Source organism: Clostridium aceticum (assembly GCF_001042715.1).
GTDB lineage: Bacteria > Bacillota > Clostridia > Peptostreptococcales > Natronincolaceae > Andreesenella > Andreesenella acetica.
In genome coordinates this window covers 3,964,443-3,988,262 of the sequence record NZ_CP009687.1, presented here as the reverse complement: position 1 = coordinate 3,988,262, position 23,820 = coordinate 3,964,443, and the positions used below count along the sequence as shown (strand labels likewise).

General features: G+C 36.0%; 18 protein-coding genes and 1 riboswitch. Of the genes, 11 read left to right on the top strand and 7 right to left on the bottom strand.

Annotated elements, in window-relative coordinates; genetic code table 11:
* Window positions 1–112: 112 nt before the first annotated feature.
* From metA to CACET_RS18320, 3 genes are all read right to left on the bottom strand, one after another.
* On the bottom strand, window positions 113–1,033 hold the full coding sequence (gene metA / locus CACET_RS18330) for a homoserine O-acetyltransferase MetA (RefSeq protein ID WP_044825534.1): 921 nt from the start codon (window positions 1,031–1,033) through the stop codon (window positions 113–115).
* Between the two features lie 22 nt (window positions 1,034–1,055).
* On the bottom strand, window positions 1,056–2,348 hold the full coding sequence (locus CACET_RS18325) for a homocysteine synthase (protein WP_044825533.1): 1,293 nt from the start codon (window positions 2,346–2,348) through the stop codon (window positions 1,056–1,058).
* Between the two features lie 88 nt (window positions 2,349–2,436).
* Window positions 2,437–2,543: riboswitch (SAM riboswitch) on the bottom strand.
* Between the two features lie 93 nt (window positions 2,544–2,636).
* Complete coding sequence (locus tag CACET_RS18320) at window positions 2,637–3,383, bottom strand: peptidylprolyl isomerase (RefSeq protein WP_044825532.1); 747 nt, start codon at window positions 3,381–3,383, stop codon at window positions 2,637–2,639.
* A 210-nt stretch (window positions 3,384–3,593) separates the two neighbouring features.
* On the opposite strand from CACET_RS18320, the gene CACET_RS18315 reads away from it, so the two are divergent.
* Complete coding sequence (locus CACET_RS18315; RefSeq protein ID WP_044825531.1) at window positions 3,594–4,550, top strand: L-threonine 3-dehydrogenase; 957 nt, start codon at window positions 3,594–3,596, stop codon at window positions 4,548–4,550.
* Window positions 4,551–4,874: 324 nt separating this feature from the next.
* Here the strand turns inward: CACET_RS18315 and CACET_RS18310 are convergent, their stop codons facing one another.
* Entirely contained in the window at window positions 4,875–5,222 is a 348-nt protein-coding gene (locus CACET_RS18310; protein ID WP_044825530.1) for a cupin domain-containing protein, read from the bottom strand.
* Window positions 5,223–5,640: 418 nt separating this feature from the next.
* Between CACET_RS18310 and nifJ the strand changes: the two genes are divergently transcribed.
* The 3 genes from nifJ to cls all read left to right on the top strand — a co-directional run bounded on the left by nifJ (window position 5,641) and on the right by cls (window position 12,479).
* A complete protein-coding gene (gene nifJ / locus CACET_RS18305) occupies window positions 5,641–9,147 on the top strand; it encodes a pyruvate:ferredoxin (flavodoxin) oxidoreductase (protein ID WP_044825529.1) in 3,507 nt (1,168 codons plus the stop codon).
* 377 nt (window positions 9,148–9,524) lie between these two features.
* Window positions 9,525–10,748, top strand: coding sequence for a patatin-like phospholipase family protein (locus CACET_RS18300; protein WP_044825528.1), 1,224 nt, complete (start codon window positions 9,525–9,527; stop codon window positions 10,746–10,748).
* A gap of 291 nt (window positions 10,749–11,039) precedes the next feature.
* Window positions 11,040–12,479: a cardiolipin synthase gene (cls, locus tag CACET_RS18295; protein WP_044825527.1), complete on the top strand. Its 1,440-nt coding sequence runs from the start codon at window positions 11,040–11,042 to the stop codon at window positions 12,477–12,479.
* A gap of 277 nt (window positions 12,480–12,756) precedes the next feature.
* Here the strand turns inward: cls and CACET_RS18290 are convergent, their stop codons facing one another.
* A complete protein-coding gene (locus CACET_RS18290) occupies window positions 12,757–13,131 on the bottom strand; it encodes a class II SORL domain-containing protein (protein WP_044825526.1) in 375 nt (124 codons plus the stop codon).
* A 151-nt stretch (window positions 13,132–13,282) separates the two neighbouring features.
* Entirely contained in the window at window positions 13,283–14,680 is a 1,398-nt protein-coding gene (gene argH / locus CACET_RS18285) for an argininosuccinate lyase (protein WP_044825525.1), read from the bottom strand.
* A 194-nt stretch (window positions 14,681–14,874) separates the two neighbouring features.
* On the opposite strand from argH, the gene CACET_RS18280 reads away from it, so the two are divergent.
* The 7 genes from CACET_RS18280 to CACET_RS18250 all read left to right on the top strand — a co-directional run bounded on the left by CACET_RS18280 (window position 14,875) and on the right by CACET_RS18250 (window position 21,159).
* On the top strand, window positions 14,875–15,360 hold the full coding sequence (locus CACET_RS18280; RefSeq protein WP_044825524.1) for a dUTP diphosphatase: 486 nt from the start codon (window positions 14,875–14,877) through the stop codon (window positions 15,358–15,360).
* Window positions 15,361–15,612: 252 nt separating this feature from the next.
* On the top strand, window positions 15,613–16,317 hold the full coding sequence (locus CACET_RS18275; RefSeq protein WP_044825523.1) for a FadR/GntR family transcriptional regulator: 705 nt from the start codon (window positions 15,613–15,615) through the stop codon (window positions 16,315–16,317).
* Between the two features lie 250 nt (window positions 16,318–16,567).
* Complete coding sequence (locus tag CACET_RS18270) at window positions 16,568–16,936, top strand: CidA/LrgA family protein (protein WP_044825522.1); 369 nt, start codon at window positions 16,568–16,570, stop codon at window positions 16,934–16,936.
* A complete protein-coding gene (locus CACET_RS18265) occupies window positions 16,933–17,634 on the top strand; it encodes an LrgB family protein (protein WP_044825521.1) in 702 nt (233 codons plus the stop codon). The genes CACET_RS18270 and CACET_RS18265 overlap by 4 nt, the downstream gene beginning before the upstream one ends.
* A gap of 87 nt (window positions 17,635–17,721) precedes the next feature.
* Complete coding sequence (locus CACET_RS18260; RefSeq protein ID WP_044825520.1) at window positions 17,722–18,510, top strand: electron transfer flavoprotein subunit beta/FixA family protein; 789 nt, start codon at window positions 17,722–17,724, stop codon at window positions 18,508–18,510.
* Window positions 18,511–18,534: 24 nt separating this feature from the next.
* Window positions 18,535–19,752 (top strand): electron transfer flavoprotein subunit alpha/FixB family protein, encoded by a 1,218-nt coding sequence (locus CACET_RS18255; protein ID WP_044825519.1) that lies wholly within the window; start codon window positions 18,535–18,537, stop codon window positions 19,750–19,752.
* Window positions 19,753–19,764: 12 nt separating this feature from the next.
* A complete protein-coding gene (locus tag CACET_RS18250; RefSeq protein ID WP_044825518.1) occupies window positions 19,765–21,159 on the top strand; it encodes an FAD-binding oxidoreductase in 1,395 nt (464 codons plus the stop codon).
* A gap of 477 nt (window positions 21,160–21,636) precedes the next feature.
* Here the strand turns inward: CACET_RS18250 and CACET_RS18245 are convergent, their stop codons facing one another.
* Window positions 21,637–23,592 carry a molybdopterin-dependent oxidoreductase gene (locus CACET_RS18245; RefSeq protein ID WP_044825517.1) on the bottom strand — a complete coding sequence of 652 codons (1,956 nt, stop codon included), beginning with the start codon at window positions 23,590–23,592 and terminating at the stop codon, window positions 21,637–21,639.
* Window positions 23,593–23,820 lie beyond the last annotated feature (228 nt).

The window sequence follows — 23,820 nt, the reverse complement described above, 5'->3', positions numbered from 1 at the left end:
CAGATATACTATATCTATTCTCTCCTTTTCTTGTACATGATTATCCTTGATAATTTTTAAGCCTCAGTAGAGATTCATTATTCTAACAAAGCACATTCGTTTGTTAAAGCTTCTATTTTGAAACTTCATTAATATTATAAGGTGTTTGTTGGTAAACATAGTAATTTAGCCAGTTAGAGAATAAGAGATTGGCGTGACTTCTCCAATTCACTACAGGTGGTTTTGTAGGATCGTCATTAGGAAAGTAGTTTTTGGGTTTTTCTATTTCTTTTCCAGCCGTTACATCTCGGTCGTATTCTGCTTTTAAAGTTAGTGGTTCATATTCTGAGTGTCCTGTTACAAAAACCTGTCGTCCATCTTTGGTAGCTACGATATAAATTCCACTTTCCTCTGATTCTGACAAAATTTCAAGCTCTGGAACTTTTTCGATATCTTCCCTTCTTACTTCAGTATGTCTAGAATGAGGTGCTACAAAGATATCATCAAAACCCCTGAGAAGCGGCACATTACTTTTTGCCACTGTATGGGGAAATATACCAAACATTTTTGATGGTAAAGTATACTTTGGAACACCAAAGTGGTAATACAAACCAGCTTGGGCCCCCCAGCATATATGGAGGGTGGAGGTTACGTTATGAAGCTGCCATGCCATAATTTCTTTGAGTTCCTCCCAGTAGGCTACCTCTTCAAAGGCTAAGTGTTCTACCGGTGCACCAGTGATAATAAGTCCGTCAAACTTCTCCTCCTTTATATCATCAAAGGTCTTATAAAAAGAGGTTAAGTGCTTTTCTGGAGTATGTTTCGATCTATAACTCTTAGGATGCAGAAGCACAATGTCAACCTGCAAAGGGGAATTGCCCAGCAACCTTAAAATTTGAACTTCTGTCGTAATCTTTGTTGGCATTAAATTTAAAATACCAATTTTTAAGGCACGAATATCTTGGGTAAGGGCACGACTTTTTGTCATGGCAAAGATATTTTCCTTATTTAAAATTTCCGTAGCTGGCAGGTGATCAGGTATTTTAACAGGCATTTAAATCTTTTCCTCCTTTATATTATCTACTTACAGCCTTTTGCAAAGCTTGGTCTAGATCCTCAATTAAGTCCTCAACATCCTCTATCCCTACAGATAGTCGAATCATATCAGGCGTAACACCAGCGCACTTTTGGTCTTCCTCCGATAACTGTGCATGGGTAGTGCTGGCAGGGTGAATGACAAGGGATTTTGCATCTGCTACATTAGCCAGCAGAGAAAAAAGCTCTAAACTATCGATAAACTTTTTACCAGCTTCTACGTCTCCTTTGATACCAAAGGTAAAGATAGAACCTGCACCTTTAGGGAGATACTTTTGTGCTAATTCATAATATTTATTTCCTTCTACGCTAGGATAGTTTACCCAAGCTACAAGAGGATGTTTACTTAAAAATGCTACAATTTTCTTTGTGTTCTCTACATGGCGTTGTACACGAAGAGAAAGTGTTTCTAGTCCCTGTAGAAACAGGAAGGAATTAAAAGGACTCAAAGAAGCTCCAGTATCTCTTAGAAGTTGTACTCTAGCCTTAATAATATAAGCTAAAGGACCGCAGGCTTCTACATATTTTACGCCATGGTAGGTTGGATCAGCTTCTATTAGGCCAGGAAAACGCCCGCTTTTTGCCCAATCGAAGTTTCCGCCATCAACGATGACACCTCCAATAGAGCTTCCATGACCACCAATAAATTTTGTAGCAGAATGTACTACAATATCTGCCCCAAACTCTATAGGGCGAACCAGATAAGGTGTACCAAAGGTGTTATCAACAATAAGGGGCAGGCCATTTTCATGAGCAATATGTGCTACAGCTTCGATATCTATTAAGTTAATACCTGGGTTACCTATACTTTCTATATAAACAGCCTTTGTTTTTTCATTGATAGCTTTAGCAAAGTTTTCAGGATCATCAGGATCTACAAATATTACTTTAATTCCTAGCTTAGGTAGGGTAGCTGCGAACAAATTATAAGTACCGCCATATAAAGTGCTGGCAGCAACAACTTCGTCTCCTGCTTCAGCAATATTTAAGATAGCATAGGTAATGGCAGCAGAGCCAGAAGCTACAGCTAGGGCACCTACCCCACCCTCAAGAGCTGCAATTCTTTGTTCAAATACGTCAGTAGTAGGATTCATTATTCTTGTATAAATGTTTCCCGGCTCTTTAAGGGCAAATAAGTTGGCTGCATGATCTGCATTGTTGAATACATAGGATGAAGTTTGATAAATTGGAACAGCACGAGAACCTGTTGTTGGATCTGGGCTTTGTCCAGCGTGAACCTGTAATGTATCGAATCGAAGTTGTTTTTTGCTCATGATTAATCTCTCCTTTTGGTCTAGTTTAGTCTAATAAAAAAGCTTCTCCAGAGATTGGAGAAGCGCATAAGTATTTTGATTACCTATCCTCTCATCTCGTAGGTACAGCATTACCTACAGGAATTAGCACCATGCACCTTATGTGCTGGTTGCCGGGTTTCACAGGGCCAGTCCCTCCACCTCTCTTTATAAGAGTAAAGTATAAAATTTTCTGATATCTAATTTATCACTAAAGAAAAAGAATGTCAAGAAAAATTTTGATTATTCAAAAACATATTTTTCAGTTGCCTATTTCATTGTTACTGTATATTTATCTCTTAGCTCATTAGCTTTTTGGAGATATAATTGCTGTTGCTTTTGACCTAATAGCTGTTGGGTTAATCGATCTTTTACTTCATTAAGGGGCTTAATATCCTCTTTTTTAAGATCAAATAACTTAATAAGATGATAACCAAATTGAGTTTTTACAGGTTTACTTATCTCGTCTTTTTCCATATTAAAAGCAGCCTCTTCAAACTCAGGAACCATTTTTCCTTTTGAGAATTCACCTAAATTGCCCCCCTGGGCCTTAGAAGGACAGCTTGAATACTTAGATGCAGCTTCTTCGAAAGAAAGGCCTTCATTGATCTCTTTTAAGATTTCTTCTGCCTTTTCTTCACTATCTACTAAAATGTGGCTAGCTTTAGCAGTAGCAGGACTCTTAAAATAGTCTTTATGATCTTCGTAATAATTTTGTAATTCCTCATCCTCAACTTTAGCATCTTTTATTAATCGATTGATAGCATATTGCTTTAAGAAGTTTTCAGAAATTTTCTTCAACTCTTTTTGATAAGCTTCTTCTTCCGTTAAGCCGCTATCAATTGCATCTAGGTACATTAACTCATGGTCGATGATTTCCTCTAATAACTGTTGTTTACCTTCTTCTGTGTGAAACTGTACAGCACGCTGAGGATCAAGACTTTTTATAATAGCTTGTACGTCTCCTTCAGTAATTTCACGATTTCCTACTACCGCTAAAACTTTTGTATTATCCATAAAATAAAACGCTCCTTTATTATTATATTCTAGGCTATCATATCAAAAATTATACATTATGTCCAATTGCAGAGGTTCATGGAAATTTCTTATAAAAATAACAATAAAATTAATAAGAATAGGTGTTTGAAAAAACTCTTTTTAAAGAATAATAAATATATGGAATAGTGTTTTTATATAAATAGACTTTATTTTAAAGAGGTGGAAATATTGAAAAAAATATTAGTAACTGGCTCATTAGGACAAATAGGCTCAGAACTAGTTATGTATTTAAGAAACACCTATGGTACTAACAATGTTATATCTAGTAGCAGAAGTAAGAAAGAAGACTCAATAGCTACATCAGAGCCTTTTGAAATCGTGGATGTTACAAATGCACAACAAATCGCTGATGCTGTTAAGAAACACAAAGTCGATACAATTCTTCATTTGGCAGCAGTTTTATCTGCTACTGGGGAACAAAACCCAGCAATTGCATGGGACATAAATATGAATGGGCTTTATAATACACTGGAAGTTGCCAGAGAAAATCAATGTGCTGTGTGTGTACCTAGTTCTATTGCTGTATTTGGTCCCTCTACACCTAAGGATCAGACACCACAGGATACGGTGATGCGGCCTACGACGATTTATGGTGTGACAAAGGTAGCAGGAGAACTTCTTTGTGACTATTATTATCAAAAATACAATCTTGATACACGAGGTGTACGTTTTCCAGGAATTATTTCCAACGTAGCACTGCCGGGGGGAGGAACAACCGACTATGCAGTTCATATTTACTATGAGGCCCTTAAAAATAAAAAGTACTCCTGCTTTTTAGATAAAGGTACTTATATGGATATGATGTACATGCCAGATGCTTTGGAGGCCATTGTACAGCTAATGGAGGCAGACCCTTCTAAACTGATTCATAGAAACGCCTTTAATATTACGGCTATGAGCTTTGATCCCGAAGGAATAGCCGCAGAAATTAAAAAACATGTACCAGATTTTGAAATGCACTATAATGTAAACCCTGATATACAGAAAATCGCTGAATCTTGGCCAAATTCTTTAGATGATAGTGAAGCAAGAAAACAATGGGGTTGGAACCCTAAATATGATTTAGCTTCTATGACAGTAGATATGTTAGATAAATTAAGTAAAAAACTGAATATTCAATACTAAGGACAAAACCCTCTCGCTAACAACTGAGAGGGTTTTGAAGATAAGTGCAAAAATTTTTAGTTTTAGAAAGTACTTTCAATACAAAGGAGAAAGGGATTGATATAGTTAAGGCAGCATCAACAGCCTTTAAATGGATAGATTCACCTAAAAAATTATAGAGATGAAAGATTGGTAATAAAAATTTATAGTTGTATATTACTGGCGTAGAGGCATAGATAAACCTATGTTAAAAAAAAGACAAAAAAAGTCGGAAAGTTGCTTTTTTTTTGTTGAGGCTTTAATCAATTTCATGTATAATGTATCAAAGGGACAGACCAAGCAAACTTATTGATGTCCTTTTGTCGGAACAATGCACATAAATTCTAGCTTCTCAGTGCCAACATTTCTAAATTGATGAATTACTTCAGAAGGTACATATGCGAAAGATCCGGCTTCAATGATATAATCTTTTCCATCAAGATGTAAACTTCCTTTCCCACGAATGACATAATTAATATGGGGCCAAGGATGAGTATGTCTAGGGGTATGACCGCCTTCTGCTAATTCAAATATACGCATTACATGACTTTCCCAACCAACGTTAGGGGATACTAATACCTTCATTAAGGCATTTTTTGCCTCGGGATGTGTAACTTTGATGTTTTCTAAATCTTTTTCATGACCAACAATCATTTATAAGACCTCCTATGAAAAATATATTTAATACAGTATTATATTATAATTAGAATCTTATTCATAGTACTTATTCATGGAGGGCAGGCTTAGACATTAGAGGCTGCCATGGAAGGATGGTATAGTTATAAATGTATTTATTTAGAGGAGCAAGAAAAAAATTGGTTAATGAAAGATGAATAAATATTACTACATTTTCAAATATTTAAAAATTTTCACCACTATTATTGTGAAACCTTTAAAATATCAAGAAAAAAGCATTTGCTGCAATAATAATTGAAGATTTCTAAAAAATTTTACTGTTAATCATCAAGGTATTTAGATATAATTATATCGTATACAGGATACATTATCCTAAAATATACATTATACGACTATATCTTTTGCATTATAATTAAAATAAGGGAGGCTATCACACATGGCAAGAAAGATGAAAACAATGGATGGTAACGCTGCAGCGGCGTATGTTTCTTACGCTTTTACTGATGTAGCAGCCATTTATCCTATTACTCCTTCTTCTAACATGGCAGAAAATGTTGATGAGTGGAGTTCTGAAGGACAAACAAACATATTTGGGCAGACTGTAAAGGTTGTAGAAATGCAATCAGAAGCAGGAGCAGCGGGAGCTGTACACGGTTCCTTAGCGGCGGGGGCTTTAACAACTACTTTTACAGCTTCTCAAGGTTTACTATTGATGATCCCTAACATGTATAAAATTGCAGGGGAATTACTTCCAGGTGTATTTCATGTAAGTGCTAGAGCTTTAGCTGGACATGCACTTTCTATCTTTGGAGATCACTCTGATGTTATGTCTACGAGACAAACAGGATGTGCTATGTTAGCATCTGGTAGTGTTCAAGAAGTTATGGATCTTGGTGGTGTAGCTCACTTAGCAGCTATCAAAGGTAGAGTACCTTTTGTACACTTCTTTGATGGTTTTAGAACTTCTCATGAAATGCAAAAAGTTGAAGTGATTGAATATGACGAATTTGCTAAATTAGTAGATTGGGACGCTATTCAAGCCTTTAGAGATAGAGCTTTAAACCCAGAGCATCCAGTACTTAGAGGAACAGCACAAAATCCTGATGTTTTCTTCCAAGCAAAGGAAGCTGCTAATAAATACTATGATGCTATTCCTGATATGGTAGCTGATTACATGAAAGAAATTTCAGCACTTACTGGAAGAGATTACAAGCCATTTAATTATTATGGAGCAGAAGATGCAGAAAATATCATCATTGCTATGGGCTCTGTAACAGATACAATTGAAGAAACTGTGGATTACTTATTAGCAAAAGGAGAAAAGGTAGGGGTAGTAAAAGTACACCTATATAGACCTTTCTCTGAGAAATACTTCTTTGATATCCTTCCAAAAACTGTAAAGAGAATCGTTGTGTTAGATAGAACAAAGGAGCCAGGATGTCTTGGAGAGCCATTATACCAAGATATTAGAACAATGTTCTTTGACAAAGAAAATGCCCCAATGATTATTGGTGGTAGATATGGTCTTGGATCAAAAGATACAGTACCAGCTCAAATTTTAGCTGTATATGATAACCTAAAGGCTGAAGAACCTAAAAATGCCTTTACAGTAGGTATTGTAGACGATGTAACCAATACATCTTTAGAGATTAAAGAAAAGGTTTCAACAGCGCCAGCTGGAACGATCAGATGTAAGTTCTGGGGGTTAGGTGCTGACGGTACAGTAGGTGCAAATAAAGAAGCTATTAAAATCATCGGAGATAATACTGACATGTACGCACAAGCATATTTCTCTTATGATTCTAAAAAATCCGGCGGGGTTACTATATCTCACTTGCGTTTTGGTAAAAAACCAATCAAGTCACCTTATTTAATTGATGAAGCAGATTTTATTGCTTGTCATAACCAAGCTTACGTGAACCAATACGATTTATTAAAAGGTTTGAAAAAGGGCGGTACATTCCTATTAAACTGTATGTGGACACCAGAAGAGTTAGAGGAAAAACTACCAGCAACCATGAAGAAATATATTGCTGAAAATGATATCAATTTCTACACCCTTAACGGAACAGCCATCGCTGCAGAAGTTGGTTTAGGTGGAAGAATTAACATGGTTATGCAATCTGCCTTCTTTAAGCTGACAGAAGTTATTCCTGTAGATGATGCAATTAAACACTTAAAAGAAGCGGTTATCAGTGCTTATGGTAAAAAAGGTGAAAAAATTGTTGAAATGAACCATAAAGCAGTAGACCGTGGTGTAGAAGCTCTTGTAAAAGTAGATGTACCTGCAAGCTGGAGTGGTGTAGTAGAAGAAACAGCAGTTGCAGTAGATGAGCCAGATTTCATTAAGAATATTTTAAGACCAATGAATGCACAAGCGGGAGATGATTTACCTGTAAGCGCATTTGCAGGCGCAGAAGATGGAACCTTCCCATTAGGAACCAGTGCTTATGAAAAACGTGGTATTGCTATAGATGTCCCAGAGTGGATTTCAGAAAACTGTATCCAATGTAATCAATGTTCTTTTGTATGTCCTCATGCTGCTATTAGACCTTTCTTATTAAATGAAGAGGAAGTAAAGAACGCACCTGAAGGATTTACTACATTAAAAACAATCGGTAAAGAGTTTGAAGGATTACAATATCGTATACAAGTAGCTCCGCTAGACTGTACAGGATGTGGAAACTGTGCTGATATTTGTCCTTCTAAGAAGAAGGCATTAGAAATGAAGCCGGTTGAAGTTCAAGTTGCAGCACAAAACGAAAACTGGGCATATGCAACTACGATTACAGATAAATCTGCATTAACAAATATAGAGACTGTAAAAGGCAGCCAATTTGCTCAACCATTATTTGAGTTCTCAGGAGCTTGTACTGGTTGTGGTGAAACACCATATGTTAAGTTAATTACTCAATTATTTGGTGACAGAATGATGATTGCCAATGCAACTGGTTGTTCTTCTATCTACGGTGGTAGTGCGCCGTCTGTACCATACTGTACAAACAAAGAAGGTAAAGGTCCAGCTTGGGCAAACTCCTTATTTGAAGATACTGCTGAATTTGGTTATGGTATGATGTTAGGAACAACTCAAATTAGAGAAAAAATTGAAGCTCTAATGAAGGAAGCTTTAACACTAGATATCAATGCTGAGTTAAAGGCTGCTTTCCAAGAATGGATTGATGGTAAAGATGAAGGAAAAGCATCTAAGGCTGCAACCTATAAAATTCTTCCATTACTTGAGGCAGAAGCTTCAAATCCAGTAATTAAAGAAATTATTGCTAGAAAAGACTATTTAATCAAGCAATCTCAGTGGATTTTTGGTGGAGATGGTTGGGCTTATGACATCGGATTTGGTGGATTAGACCATGTAATCGCATCTGGTGAAGATGTAAACATCCTTGTAATGGATACAGAGGTATATTCTAATACTGGTGGTCAGTCTTCTAAGGCTTCTCCAACAGCAGCGATTGCAAAGTTTGCAGCAGCTGGTAAGAGAACTAAGAAAAAAGACTTAGGTATGATGGCGATGAGCTATGGCTATGTGTATGTTGCTCAAGTAGCTATGGGTGCTGATAAAAACCAATTAATGAAGGCTGTTAAAGAAGCAGAAGCTTACAAAGGACCATCTATCATCATTGCATACTCACCATGTATCGCTCACGGAATTGGTGCTGGTATGGGTAAAACACAAGAACAAGCGAAAAAAGCTGTAGAATCTGGATACTGGCATTTATATAGATTCAACCCAGAATTAAAGAAAGAAGGTAAAAATCCATTTATCATGGATTCTAAGGAACCAGCAGCTTCCTTTAGAGACTTCTTATTAAGTGAAGTACGTTATGCTTCCTTAACAAAGGCCTTCCCAGAAGTAGCAGAAGCGTTATTTGTAAAGGCTGAGGAAGAAGCAAAAGAAAGATATGAAAGCTATATAAAGTTAGCATAATAATAAAATAGAATGATGAAAGGCGAAGTCCTATGTTTAGGACTTCGCCTTGTTTTTTTATCTTGATATCACTAACATTAAGTTAAACCATAATTTATCATCCTTCGTTATTCCAAGATCCTTTGCTACCCTCAGGATGACATTTGGAGAGAATTTTGGCAATAATTGTGTTAAGTTAACGCCTATGATCTTGATATTTTACTTTTGAATATAAGGTTCCATATTCAAGGTTTAGCGTATAATAGATATAACACTATAAAATGTTATGGTAAGATTATTTTTATAGCTTTATTAAACCTATAAACTATTGCTTAAGTGAATCTGAGGATGATAAATATAGTATTGATAAACTTTTATAAACTAAAGGAGGGGAAGAAATGCTAGGATTGACCCTAGAGGGTGGTGGAGCTAAAGGTGCTTATCAAGTAGGTGCATGGCAAGCTTTTAGGCAACTAGGTTTGGAATTTCAGGGAATTACAGGAACCTCTGTGGGGGCTCTAAATGGCGCATTGATGATTCAAGAGGATTTTGATATAGCTTATGATATATGGTACAATATTACTCCGCATATGGTGATGGATATAGATGACCGAATTTATGAAATGCTGTCAGGAGCTCAAATTAATAATAGAAGCATACATATTTTTCTGGAGGAAATACGAAAATTTGTAAAAGGTTTTGGCTTCGATGCAAGGCCCTTGGAAAATCTTATTAAAGATACCATTAAAGAGGAGAAGATTATACAGTCTCCAAAGGAGTTTGGCTTTGTTACTGTATCTTTAACAGACTTTAAGCCTTTAGAAATTTATAAGGAGGAAATACCTTCAGGAAAAATTGTAGATTACCTTATGGCTTCTTCTTATCTGCCGATTTTTAAGTCAAAGAAATTGGATGGCAAAAAGTTTTTAGATGGGAGTTTTTATAATAACCTTCCTATAGATATGTTGTATAATAAGGGGTATAAAAAAATAGTGGCGGTACGTTTATTAAGCATAGGAAGGATTAAAAAGGTAGAGAAAGAAGACTTAGAAGTTATTTATATACAACCTTATCGGGATTTAGGAGGCGTCATGGACTTTACCAAAAAAAGAGCCCGATATAATATGAAGCTCGGTTACTTTGATACGATAAGGGTACTAAAAGGATTAGAAGGTAAGAAATATTATATTAAAAACGGTCTTTGTGAAGAAAAAGCATTGAAGTTTTTAATGAGCGGGGAAGAAAAAATGATAAAATTATTGGCAGAATTATATCACCTATCTCCTATAAAACCCCTCAACAGACTACTACTAGAGGAAATTATACCTAAATGGGCACTACTGATGGATTTAGGAGAAGGCTGTAGCTATGCTGATATTGTTATTGGGTTAGTAGAAACATTGGCAGAGTATAATGATATTAATCCTTTTTATGTTTACACTTTAGAAGGACTTTTAAGAAGAAGTATAGAAATTTATTGTAAAGATAAACAAAAGGTAGAAGATAAACAAAAAAAACTTTTACCAAGTGCAGATTTTTTACCTACAATAGGCAGAGAAAAACTATTAGAAAAGACAATAAAGGTTTTACTAAGGCATCATGAGGGGTTACTTTTAGAATAAGTCTCCTGTGGATATGCAACTATGAACATGATCATTAACGTTAAATTAAACCATAATTTGTCATCTCTTCGTTATTCCAAGATCCTTCACTGCCCTCAGGATGACATTTGGAGAGAACTTCGGAAATAATTGTATTAAGCTAACGCCTATGTGAAGGTTATTATAGATAAGCAAGTTCAAAATTAAGTCCTGATGCTGTTTATCTATATATTAAGATAAATTATAAATCTTGAATAGGAAGGTTTATATAGAGGTGTATATCTATATATAAAACCTATAGGAGAGAGTGAAATGAATATTTTAAATATATTTGCTGTATTATTTACTATAACAACTATACTAGTAAGCATATTGATTATACTAGACAATAGAAATCCTTCTAGAACTGTGGCGTGGCTTTTACTATTAATATTTTTACCAGTAGTAGGAATGTTTTTCTATCTGTATATAGGTCAAAATCACAGAAAGAAGAGGACTTTTATCAAGAAAAGGAAGCAGGACTACAAAGTAATCCATAGTTTGCTTCATCACCAGATCGCTTTTACTGGATACGGAGAATTTTTAAAAAAGAATTTCACCGATACCCGAGGCAAAGTAGCACCTCTTTTATTAAACAATTCAGAAGCCCCTATTACTGTAAACAACGAGGCAACTGTACTGATCAATGGTTATCAAACTTTTCGCGAAATGTTAAAATCTATTAGGGATGCTAAACATCACATTCATATGGAGTACTTTATTATTAAGGATAGTGATATAGGCAGGAGATTCCAAAGAGCATTAATCAAAAAAGCTGAGGAAGGCTTAGAGGTAAGAGTGATCTACGATGCAGTAGGTTGTTGGCATTTAAAAGAAAACTTTCTAGGACCCTTACGGGATGCTGGTGTAAAACTAAAACCTTTTTTGCCAGTAACATTGCCTTTCTTTGGAAGCAGGTTGAACTATAGAAACCATAGAAAAATTTTAGTTGTGGACGGAAGGATTGGGTTTGTAGGAGGTTTAAATATTGGTGACGAATACCTGGGAAAAAATAAAAAAATGGGATTTTGGAGAGATACCCACTTAAAAATAGAGGGGGAAGCTGTCTATTTATTACAAGTGATCTTTTTAAGAGATTGGTTTTTTGTCAGTAAGGAGGAAATAGAGGATGCTGTATATTTTCCTGCACAAGGAAATTGTGGACAACAAATGATTCAGGTAACCTCCAGTGGCCCGGACTCTTACTGGGAGTCCATACATCAGGCTTATTTTGCTGCTATCACTACCGCTAATAAGAGGGTATTTATAACAACGCCTTATTTGGTACCAGACGAAAGTATTTTAATGGCCTTAAAAACTGCTGCCATTAGAGGGGTGGACGTGAGAATATTGCTACCAGGAAGACCAGATCATCGTACAGTTTTTTGGGCTTCCAAATCTCATTTTCTAGAACTATTAGAAGCGGGGGTAAAAATCTACCAATATAAAAAAGGGTTTGTTCATAGCAAAATTTTTATTGTAGACGATAACTTCTCTTCTATAGGGACCGCAAACTTGGACATTCGCAGTTTACAGTTAAACTTTGAAGTAAATGCTTTTATCTATGATGAAGAACTTAATAAAAAACTAAAGAAAAGTTTTTATCAGGACATACAACAAAGCAAAGAAGTAATATTACAACAGTATAGAAAAAGACCTGTGCACCATCGGTTTAAGGAATCTATCGCTCGATTATTTTCACCAATACTTTAAATAAGCTAGGTTAAAGTTAAACATGAAGATCATAAACGTTAACTTAATACAATTATTTCCAACATTCTATGAAACTGTCATCCTGAGGGTAGCGAAGGATCTTGTAATAACGAGGAGATAACAAATTACGGTTTAGGTTAACGCTAATGACATAAAGATAAAGTTATAGAAAACCTAAAAATGATAGATATGTATCCTAGCTTTAAAAGTGTATATCTACAGATACAATAAAGGGTAGCTTTTGAAAAAAGCTACCCTTTATATTGTCCTACAACTATTATTCTACAGTTATTTTTTTGCTGTTTTCCCATACACCATGGATATTACAATAGGTAATAGCATGAATCGTACCGGATTTATCTAACTTTATTTTTGTTAGACCTACTGGTTCTGCAAAATTACCACCTTCTCCATGAGCATTAAATTTAAAGGTTGCAAGTTCTACAGGGAATTTACCTCCATCTTGAAAGAAATATACCTTTCCCCATGCAATATAATGTTCTAATGAATTGGGGTGAGGAATTTCATCCCCAACAGAGATTTTTAATTCAAAAGCCTCACCAGCTTTAACACTTTCAGGGGCATGAATAACAGGTACATGTTTTTCGCCCTTCCAGTCTCCTGATTGTAAAAATTCTCCAAAGCTCTTCATAAATTTTTCCTCCTTTTACTATAACTATAAATCTTTTTCTACACTATTTATAACCAAAGTGTCGGGGTTATAACCATAAATTTATAAAAACCATATAAATTTTTTAAAATAGCAAAAACCTGCTGTGGAGGATCAGCAGGTTGATAGGAACCTAAAGGTTAAAAACCTCTAGGATGTTTTTTCCTTCTTGGATTTGGCGATTTACTTCACTACGTGCAGTACCACCAAAAGTTTTTCTTCGGTCTACCGCCAGTTGAGGAGATAAGATATCATAAACATCTTTTTCAAAGGCGGCACAATAATTTTGCCATTCCTCAATCGTTAGGTCCTCAAAGGTCTTGTGATGTTTAATACAATACTGAACCAAGTTACCCACAATTTCATGGGTCTCTCTAAAAGGAACGTTCTTTGAAACTAAATATTCTGCTACATCTGTAGCTAGTAAGAAGCCTTTATTTAAATGAGGTTTGATACTTTCTTCTTTGGGAGTAATGCCTGCCACTAAAGGTGTCAACACATCTAGAATCATATTAACCGTATGTATGACATGGAGTACTGGACGCTTGTCCTCTTGTAGATCTCTGTTATAAGTTAAAGGAAGCCCTTTGATGTTAATCATAAGATCATACAAGCCGCTTAACACGCCGCTGGTCTTACCTCGTGTTAATTCTAAAGCATCAGGGTTTTTCTTGTTGGGCATCATACTAGAGCCTGTACAGAAAGCATCTGGCAGTTCGATAAAATCAAACTCTGAAGTGCTCCATATGATCAAGTCCTCACTTAATCCGCTGGTATGCAGCACAAGGGTAGAGGCAGCAAATAGAAACTCTAAAAGATAGTCTCGATCAGATACAGTATCTAGACTGTTTTGAGTATTTACTTCAAAGCCTAGTTCTTCTCTAGTAAACTCTCTGTCTAAAGGCAAAGTGGACCCTGCTAAAGCTCCAGCACCTAAAGGATTTACATTGGTTGTATCATAAGCTGCTTGAAATCTTTTTAAATCGCGGGTAAACTTCCAGAAATAAGCCATCCAGTAATGACCCAAAGAAATAGGCTGAGCATGCTGAAGATGTGTAAACCCAGGAATAACAACGTCAATATCTTTTTCTGCCCGTTGTAGTAAAGCTTCTAAAAATAAAAGCACCTTTCCTTTAATATCATTAGTAGCCTTCTTCATATATAATCTATAGTCTGTAGCTACTTGGTCATTTCGTGAACGACCTGTATGAATTTTTGCTCCTAAAGGACCCAATTTTTCAATTAGTCTTGCTTCTAGATTCATATGTACATCTTCTAAAGAAATCTTGGGTTGCAGGGTACCTTGATCCACTTCTTCTTGAATTTCTTCTAAAGCTGTTAAAATTTGTTGCAGTTCTTCTTCAGAGAGAATTCCAATGTGGTGCAGCATCTTTCCATGAGCCTTACTTCCCTGTAGATCTTCTTTATATAAGTGCCAATCAACATCTAATGACTGACTATACTTTTGCATAATTTCTGCTGGAGATTCAGCAAAACGTCCGCTCCAAAGTGCTTTATTTTTATCATCCATAAAATAATCAACCTCCTAAAGAATGTATATTTATACTATATATTACATAAATATATAAGTCAAGAATAGAAATAAAATTTACTTAAAGGGAATAGAAAGAAATTACACCTTAATAGAGATTTTCATAGTTTTTTCAAAGGAGATGTGCTACAATATTGTCAAAACCTTAAGGGGATAAAAGGAGGAAGTTCCTTATGGATATGCAGCAGTTATTTACTATTCAAAAACAGTTAGATGAAACTATACTTAAAAATCATCATTTATATGATCAAGATTTAGTACCTGCTAAAGTATTAGCCCTCGAGGTAGAACTTGGGGAGCTAGCTAATGAAACAAGATGTTTTAAGTTTTGGAGCACAAAAACATCTTCTCCAAAGGCAGTTGTCTTAGAAGAATTTGTAGATTGTTTACACTTTTTATTAAGCATAGGCTTAGATAAAAATTTCCATAATAGAGAATTTCAAGGAACCAATAATGATCATAATCTTTTACAACAATTTCAAGAAGTCCTTAAGCTTAGTACTGAATTCTATCAATCTTTATCAGAAGAAGGTTATACTCAATTATTTGAAGGATTTTTAGCGCTAGGCATAAAATTAGGTTTTACCTTCGATGAAATAAAAGAAGCTTATTTAATGAAAAATCAAATTAATCATCAACGACAGGCAGATGGTTATTAAAATATATCACTCCCTTCTATAATATTCTGTACTGTGAAGCAGATCAATATGCTTTGGAATTGTAGGAAACTTTTATTAAGATATCACTAGCATTAACCTAAACCATAATTTGTCATCTTTTCATTATTCCAAGATCCTTCGCTATCTTCAGGATGACAGTTTAACAGGATTTTGCAAATGATTGTATTAAGTTGACACTTGTGATTAAGATATAACTTTAGATGAACAAAGTAAAGATGAAAGAGGAGGATTATGTTTAAACCTATAAAAAATACAAAAGTGTATGAACATATTATTGAGCAAATTCAAAATATGATTGTAGATGGAACCTTAAAACAAGGAGACAAATTACCTTCAGAAAGAGACTTAGCTGAATCTTTAAAAGTAAGTAGAGCTTCTGTAAGAGAGGCTTTAAGGGCTTTGGAAATTATAGGAATAACTGAGGTAAGACAAGGAGAAGGAAACTTTATCAAAACAAGTTTTGATAACTGTTTATTTGAACCACTATCGGTGGTTTTTATGTTGAATAAAGGGAAACCAGAAGATATTTTAGAATTGAGAAGTATCTTAGAAATTGAAACAGTAGCTTTGGCTGCTGCAAGGATTACTGAGGAAGAGTTAAAGGAACTAGAGGAATTACTAGTACAGTTGCAAGATACAGAAAACGAAGAGATTAATGTTCTTTTAGATAAAAAATTTCACTATAAAATTGCTCAAGCTTCTAAGAATTTTTTAATTGTGAATGTATTAAATGTTATATCTTCTCTCATGGATACCTTTATTAAAGAAGCCAGAGGAAAAATATTAAATAATAAAGATAATGCAGATATTTTAATGCAACAGCATGAAGAAATATATTTATCCATAAAGCATAGAAACCCTAAGGCAGCTTCTTTAGCTATGTCAAAGCACTTACAATTGATTTATGATACGTTAATGAAGAAAGAACACCTATAAAATGCCTATAGGTGTTCTAAAATTTCAGATAAAGTAAACGATCATTAGCATCAGCAAAATTCTTCGTTATTCCAAGATCCTTCGCTATGCTTCGGATGACAGTTCCAGAGAATTTTGGTAATAGCTGTGGTAGGTTAACGTCTATGAGTAAACTATAAAATAACAGTTGAAATATTTTAAAAACAGTGATAATATCTTGATAACTGGTAAGACCACTATACCTAAAGATTTTTATAAAGGAGGAATTTGTTTGGCTATATTTAGACAGCTTTGTATTATTCTAATAGTTTGTTTAGCCGGAGAATTCGCAAACAAAGTAATAGGTATCCCTATACCAGCAAATGTACTAGGGATGATCTTCATGTTGATATTGCTTTTAACGGGAATTGTGAAGCTAGAGATGATTGATAAAATTACTAAATTTTTATTAGATCATCTGGCTTTCTTTTTTATACCAACAAGTGTTAGTTTGCTTGCTAATTTACACCTTATCCAAGAACAGTGGCTAGCTATTGTTAGTGTTATTCTTTTATCTACCGTCATTGTTATGGGTGTTACAGGTTTGACAATACAACTTATAAGAAAAAAAATAGCAGTAAAGGAGAAGAAGACAGCATGATGACTTTTTTAGATACCCCTTATTTTGGTATTGTTTTATCACTTTTATTTTTTGAGCTAGGCGTATTCATTTACAAGAAAACAAAAATAGTCTTTTTTAACCCTCTATTACTTAGTATTATCTGTATCATGGCGGTCTTAACTACTTTTAACATTGATATAGAATACTATAATAAGGGGGGAGATTTGATCATGTTTTTTTTGGGTCCAGCTACAGTGATTTTAGCAGTACCTCTTTATAGACAGAGGGAACTTTTAAAAGCTAACTTGGCTGCAATCTTGATAGGAATCACAGCTGGATGCGTTGCTGCGGTAAGTAGTATGATCATCCTTACAAATATTTTCAATATAGAAGGAGCAATTGCTGCGTCTTTAATCCCCAAGTCAGTAACAACCCCTATAGGGATAGAAATATCCAGACAGATAGGAGGAATTCCTTCTATTACAGTGGGAGCCATCACTATAGCAGGGATTTCCGGAGCAGTAATTGGACCAATGGTATGTAATGCTTTTAGAATAAAAGATGAAGTAGCTGTAGGGATTGCTATAGGTACCGCCTCCCATGCAGTAGGAACCACAAAGGCTATGGAACTAGGAGAAACTCAAGGGGCCATGAGCGGTTTAGCAATAGGTGTGGCAGGTCTGACTACTGTACTGATTGTGCCATTATTAATGCAGTTATTTAATGTAGCATGGTAAAAAAGTAATCCCTCAAAAGACTTTTCAACTTACTATTAGCAACATCTATCTTTAATACAGATTATTAAAAAGCAAAGGAGAAATGATATGGATATTTTAGTATGTATTAAACAAGTTCCTGGTACTACCAAAGTGGAAGTAGATGAAGTGACAGGGGTTTTAAAGAGAGATGGTATTGAGGCTAAGATGAATCCCTATGATCTATATGCTGTAGAAGCTGCCCTTAAAATCAGAGAAGAAGTCGGTGGAGAAGTAAAGGTAATGACAATGGGACCTCCCCAATCGGAAGCAGTGATTAGAGAATGTTTTATGATGGGTGTAGATGATGGGATTTTGCTTTCAGATAAAAAGTTTGCTGGTGCAGATGTACTAGCAACCTCCTACACCCTTGCACAGGGTGTAAAAAAAGCAGGTCCCTTCGATTTAATCATCTGTGGTAAGCAAACAACAGACGGAGATACTGCCCAGGTAGGACCAGAAATGGCGGAAATTTTGGGTATGGCTCATGTGACCAATGTAAAGAAGATACTACAAGTCGATACAAAATCCATCTTAGTGGAAATCGATATGCCAACTACGGTAGAAACTGTAGAAGTACAGCTGCCTTGTTTGATTACAGTAGAAAAAGGAATATTCCAACCTAGACTGCCTTCCTTTAAGAAAAAACTAGCCACAAAAAATAAAGAAGTTGCTGTATATGGATTAAAGGATTTTGAAGAAAAGAACGAAAAGTGTTATGGATTAAATGGTTCTCCTACACAAGTAGAAAAAATTTTTCCGCCGGATACCAATAGAGATCAAGAAATATGGAGGGGAACTGGTGAGGATTTGGGAGTGAGGATTTCTGACAAACTTAGAGCCTTAAAATTTATTTAATAAAGATCCGGGAGGTTTAGAAAAATGGCGAGAATTATTATAAACCAAAACAAAATTAAAAATATCAAAGAAACTTTGGAACTCTGTCCCTTTAATGCTATAGAAAACAACAATGGTGTGATAGAAATAAATGCCGCCTGTAAAATGTGTAAAATTTGCATCGACAAGGGAGATGAAGGTGCTTTTCAATGGATGGAAGAAAAGACTACGGAGATAGATAAAAAGCTTTGGAGGGGTATCGCTGTATATGTAGATCATCTAGAGGGAGAAATCCATCCTGTAACTATGGAACTGATAGGGAAAGCCAAGGAGTTGGCGGCAAAGTTAAATAACCCAGTTTATGCGGTATTCATTGGACATAATATTTATGAAAAGGCTCAAGAACTGCTATATTATGGAGTAGATGAGGTTTTCGTCTATGACGAAGAACCCTTGAAGCATTTTAAAATAGAGCCCTATACTGCAGCATTTGAAGACTTCGTGTATAATAAAAAGCCTTCTATTGTACTAGTGGGAGCAACTACCGTAGGGAGATCTCTAGCACCAAGGATATCTGCTCGATTCAAAACTGGGTTGACTGCTGACTGCACGATATTAGATGTAAAAGAAAACTCTGATTTAATTCAGATTAGACCAGCCTTTGGTGGAAATATTATGGCAAAAATAATTACGCCAAATCATCGACCACAGTTTGCTACCGTACGCTATAAGGTGATGACAGCAGCAGAACCTAACCAGGAGGCTTTAGGAAAGATAACAAAATGTTCGATAGCTAAGGAAAAGCTAGTATCTCAAATCAAAGTAATAGATGTGAAACCGAAGGAACAGGAAGAAGACCTCTCAGAGGCAGAAACCATCGTAGTAGCCGGCAGAGGTATTAAGTCTCAAAAAGATTTAGATATGATCTATAAATTAGCAGAAAAACTAGGAGCACAGGTGGCTTCTACCAGACCTTTAATCGAAGCCGGATGGGGAGATGCTAAAAAGCAAATTGGGTTAAGCGGTAGAACAGTGAGACCAAAACTCTTAATCACTTGTGGTGTGTCTGGATCAGTACAGTTTGTAGCAGGTATGAGTAATGCTGAGTGTATTTTTGCCATGAATCAAGATGAAAATGCACCGATATTTAAAGTAGCTCATTATGGTATCGTGGGAGATATTTATGAGATTATACCTAAGTTAATAGAGGAAATAGATAAAGGGAGCATAAAAATAGAAGAACTAAAGACAAAGATTGTATAGGGAGGTAGGAAGATGGCTTACAAAAAAGTAGATGAAAGAGATGTAGAAGCTTTAAAAGCTATTTGTGGTGAAGATAGCGTATTCTTTGGAGAAGAGATTAATGAAGATTTCGGACGGGATGAGCTGTCAGAAATTAAATCTATGCCAGAGGTATTGGTGGAACCCCTCTCTACACAAATCGTTTCAGAAGTGATGAAATACGCTTATGAAAAAAATATCCCAGTTACTCCTAGAGGTCAGGGTACAGGGTTAGTAGGGAGCTCTGTAGCCATTTACGGAGGAATTATGATAAATATGAGCAAGATGAATAAAATTTTAGAACTAGACGAAGAAAACTTAACATTAACAGTAGAACCAGGGGTACTACTGATGGAGATAAGTAAGTTTGTAGAGGAACAGGATCTTTTCTATCCCCCAGATCCTGGAGAAAAAAGTGCCACCATTGCAGGAAATATCAATACCAACGCTGGGGGGATGAGGGCGGTAAAATATGGTGTTACTAGAGATTATGTGAGGGGCTTAGAGGTGGTACTGCCTAATGGAGAAGTTATGGAAATAGGGGGCAAGGTGGTAAAAAACAGTTCTGGATACAGCTTTAAAGACTTGATTGTCGGCTCAGAGGGTACTCTGGCCATCGTAACAAAAGCTATTTTAAAACTTTTGCCATTGCCTAAAAAAACCCTCAGTTTATTAATTCCCTTTGAAAATTTAGAAACTGCTATTGAAACTGTACCTAAAGTTATAAAATCAAAGGCCATTCCCACTGCCATAGAGTTTATGGTAAGGGATACAATTATCGCTGCGGAAGAATTTCTAGGCAAACAATTTCCAGACAGCTCTTCTGATGCCTACCTATTGTTGACCTTTGATGGAAATAGCAAAGAAGAAGTAGAAAAGGCCTACGAAACAGTAGCACATATTTGTCTAGAAGAGGGAGCTTTAGATGTGTATATCTCAGAGACGCAGGAAAGACAAGAGGCTATTTGGTCTGCTAGAGGGGCCTTCTTAGAAGCAATTAAATCATCCACCACAGAAATGGACGAATGTGATGTGGTGGTTCCAAGAAATAAAGTAGCAGAATTTATCAAGTATACAGATGAATTACAGCATCAATTCAATATTAGGATTAGAAGCTTTGGACATGCAGGAGATGGTAATCTTCATGTATATATTTTAAGGGATGCATTGTCGGAAGAAGACTGGAAAAAAACCCTACAGGATGTAATGGATTGTATGTACAACAGAGCAAAAGAACTAAGGGGCCAAGTCTCAGGAGAGCATGGTATTGGTTTTGCTAAAAAAGGATTTTTAAAGGACTCCTTAGGAGACCAACACTTAATCTTAATGAAGGGCATTAAAAGTACCTTTGATCCTAAAAACATATTAAACCCAGGAAAAATATGCTAATAACTTCAAAATTATTTGGAAGTATAAAAACCTCTCCTATTTACAAGCTTAGGAGAGGTTTTAGGTTTTACAACTTAGTCATAGGCGTTAACTTAGTACAATTATTACCAGAATTCTCTTGAACTGTCATCCTGAGCGTAGCGAAGGATCTTGGAGTAGCCAAGAATTTTACTAACACTAAGATCCTTCGACTCCGCTTTGCTCCACTCAGGATGACAAATTATGGATTAAGTTAACACTAATGACAACTTAGTATGAAATAGCGTAGTCATGGGGACGGCAGACTGTGTAGAAACTAACCTTATTCGTGTTTTTGTCATTCTGAACGTAGTCAAGAATCTTGAATTTTAGAGGTTTAAGACCCATTCGCTACGCTCAGGGTGACAATTCTCACCCAGTCTGACGGTTCATCTGGCACGTTTATTTTTATGTGCCAGTGTCCCCGTGGCGTAGCGAATGTAACATATCTACTACAACTTATATAGCTGCAATTTTACATCGACAATTATTATAAATCGCCTGATCTCCGATATCAGAAACCCCTTCAGGTGTAAGAGAATTTACCCCTTGGTTTTTTAACCACCAACCCTCGTAAGAAATAACGATATCATGACCTACACCATCGTCAATCAAGATTTTTACCTTTAATTCCCCCTGTGGAGAGATGAGCATTGCCTCTTGACCTTCTTTTAAATGCCATTTTTCTAGGGTGGATTTATTGACGAAGGCTTCAGGAAGTCTATTTTCTTCTATATCTATAAAATGCTGAGAGTGCAGAGAAGCTTTAGGGTGTAAGGTTAAGAATTGTAGTGGATAATGAGGTTTATCTATGGTGCTTTTCTCTAAAACATCCTGCTGTGGTAAAATAAATTCAAACCTTTTAGAAGGGGTAGCAAACTGTTTATCTTGCCAAGGAATATCCCCAACTTCTAGCTTTAATCTCTTACCTTTGATAGCTTCAAGGTTGCAGTCTAGCTTTTCTAATAAAGGGGCTAGCCCTCTTTCCAGATACCTCTGTGGATCACTGTAATTCCTAAGAAAATCCTTCATCTCCATATATTCCGCTAAAAGATGAAAAATTTCAAACTCATGCTTTGTATTTTTAGGGGCAGGAAGAATCTTTTCTGTGTGGGTAAAATAGCTATGCCACATAGAGGAAAACATAAAATCCTCTTCCTCGTAAATGCCAGTACAGGGCAATATATAATCAGAAAGGGCAGCGGTGTCGGTGATAAAATGATCTATAACGACTTTAAAAGGGATGGATTTAAAGGCTTCAATGGCCCTTTGCGTATTGGGAAGCTGTAGAACAACATTGCTTTTCGTTACAAAAATTCCCTGGATTTTATCCTTCTTTTCCTCTAAAACATACTTCGAAAACAAAGGACGTTTAAAGGTAGGAGACAGAGGAGGGTGATTTTTTATATAATCCCAATCAATAAATTTTGCAATAGATCTATTGGCATAGCTCACACCGCCGCCAGACAGGCCGAGATTACCTGTCAATGCCCCTAGAGCATCAATAAAACGAATATTGTTGCCTCCTCGTCTATAGCGTTGCAAACCATAGCCCAAAATGATACAGGAGGGTTTCTGCTGACTATAAACAGCAGTAAGCTGATATACCTCTTCTTCCGTAAGACCTGTAGCTTTAATAAGCTGTGATAGCTGCAAACCATCAATAAACTCCTTAAAACCACTAAATCCGATACAATGTGTTTCTACAAAGGCAGTATCATATTTTCCTTCCTGAAGAATGATCTTTGCCATTGCCAGTGCTAGATCACCATCGGCCTCAGGCTTTACTTGATAATAATAGTCGGCTAAAGCAGCAGTGGCTGTTCTGACAGGGTCAATTACAACGAGTTTGGCACCTTTTTTTTGAGCCTCTTTTAGAAAAGGGACAAGATGAACATTGGTAAAGGAGGGATTTCTCCCCCACACAAGAATCGTTTCAGCGTTAAGATGGTCATGAGGATCATGGCCGAGAACATCACCAAAATCTAAAAGCTGTGCCTCGATACCGGCACCCCAGCAGAGGCTACCTTCAGGTGTTGTTACTCCTCCGTAGCCACTGAAAAAAGCAGTATCTATATTTTTTAAAAGTCCCCCATGGCCAGATTCGCTATAATGAATAAGGGAGTCAGAACCATGCGTTGTTTTTATTTCTAAAAGTGCATCTCCAATTTCTTGAATGGCCTTCTCCCAACTGATAGTTATCCACTGTCCTTCTACTTTTTTTAAAGGCGTAGTAACACGGGTCCTATGGTTTAGTCTCTCCAAAAGACTGTTGCCTTTTTTACACAAGAAACCCTTAGTGATAGGATCTCCAGCATCACCTCTTACAGCTGTTAGTTTACCTTCCTTCATATCCACTTCAATAGAGCAGACATCAAAGCAGTCCAGTGGACAGGCAGTTTTAAAAGTCTTCATAGCTTTTCCTCCTCTTTAAAATAGATATCATAGGTGTTAACCTAACACAGTTATTACCAAAATTCTCTCCAAATGTCATCCTGAGGGTAGCAAAGCATCTTGGGATAAGAAAGAATCACAAATTATGGTTTAAGTTAACGCTAATGAAAAATATATAAGCCTATTATATATTTTTGCAAAGAAGAATAAAAGCTGTAGTTTTTAGACCAAAATTTCGAGATCACTGCC

What these genes read in the sequence shown, in the direction of transcription:
- metA (WP_044825534.1), bottom strand. Translation starts at nt 1,033, where the DNA reads ATGCCTGTTAAAATACCTGATCACCTGCCAGCTACGGAAATTTTAAAT.
- CACET_RS18325 (WP_044825533.1), bottom strand. Translation starts at nt 2,348, where the DNA reads ATGAGCAAAAAACAACTTCGATTCGATACATTACAGGTTCACGCTGGA.
- CACET_RS18320 (WP_044825532.1), bottom strand. Translation starts at nt 3,383, where the DNA reads ATGGATAATACAAAAGTTTTAGCGGTAGTAGGAAATCGTGAAATTACT.
- CACET_RS18310 (WP_044825530.1), bottom strand. Translation starts at nt 5,222, where the DNA reads ATGATTGTTGGTCATGAAAAAGATTTAGAAAACATCAAAGTTACACAT.
- nifJ (WP_044825529.1), top strand. Translation starts at nt 5,641, where the DNA reads ATGGCAAGAAAGATGAAAACAATGGATGGTAACGCTGCAGCGGCGTAT.
- CACET_RS18300 (WP_044825528.1), top strand. Translation starts at nt 9,525, where the DNA reads ATGCTAGGATTGACCCTAGAGGGTGGTGGAGCTAAAGGTGCTTATCAA.
- cls (WP_044825527.1), top strand. Translation starts at nt 11,040, where the DNA reads ATGAATATTTTAAATATATTTGCTGTATTATTTACTATAACAACTATA.
- CACET_RS18290 (WP_044825526.1), bottom strand. Translation starts at nt 13,131, where the DNA reads ATGAAGAGCTTTGGAGAATTTTTACAATCAGGAGACTGGAAGGGCGAA.
- argH (WP_044825525.1), bottom strand. Translation starts at nt 14,680, where the DNA reads ATGGATGATAAAAATAAAGCACTTTGGAGCGGACGTTTTGCTGAATCT.
- CACET_RS18280 (WP_044825524.1), top strand. Translation starts at nt 14,875, where the DNA reads ATGGATATGCAGCAGTTATTTACTATTCAAAAACAGTTAGATGAAACT.
- CACET_RS18275 (WP_044825523.1), top strand. Translation starts at nt 15,613, where the DNA reads ATGTTTAAACCTATAAAAAATACAAAAGTGTATGAACATATTATTGAG.
- CACET_RS18265 (WP_044825521.1), top strand. Translation starts at nt 16,933, where the DNA reads ATGATGACTTTTTTAGATACCCCTTATTTTGGTATTGTTTTATCACTT.
- CACET_RS18260 (WP_044825520.1), top strand. Translation starts at nt 17,722, where the DNA reads ATGGATATTTTAGTATGTATTAAACAAGTTCCTGGTACTACCAAAGTG.
- CACET_RS18255 (WP_044825519.1), top strand. Translation starts at nt 18,535, where the DNA reads ATGGCGAGAATTATTATAAACCAAAACAAAATTAAAAATATCAAAGAA.
- CACET_RS18250 (WP_044825518.1), top strand. Translation starts at nt 19,765, where the DNA reads ATGGCTTACAAAAAAGTAGATGAAAGAGATGTAGAAGCTTTAAAAGCT.
- CACET_RS18245 (WP_044825517.1), bottom strand. Translation starts at nt 23,592, where the DNA reads ATGAAGACTTTTAAAACTGCCTGTCCACTGGACTGCTTTGATGTCTGC.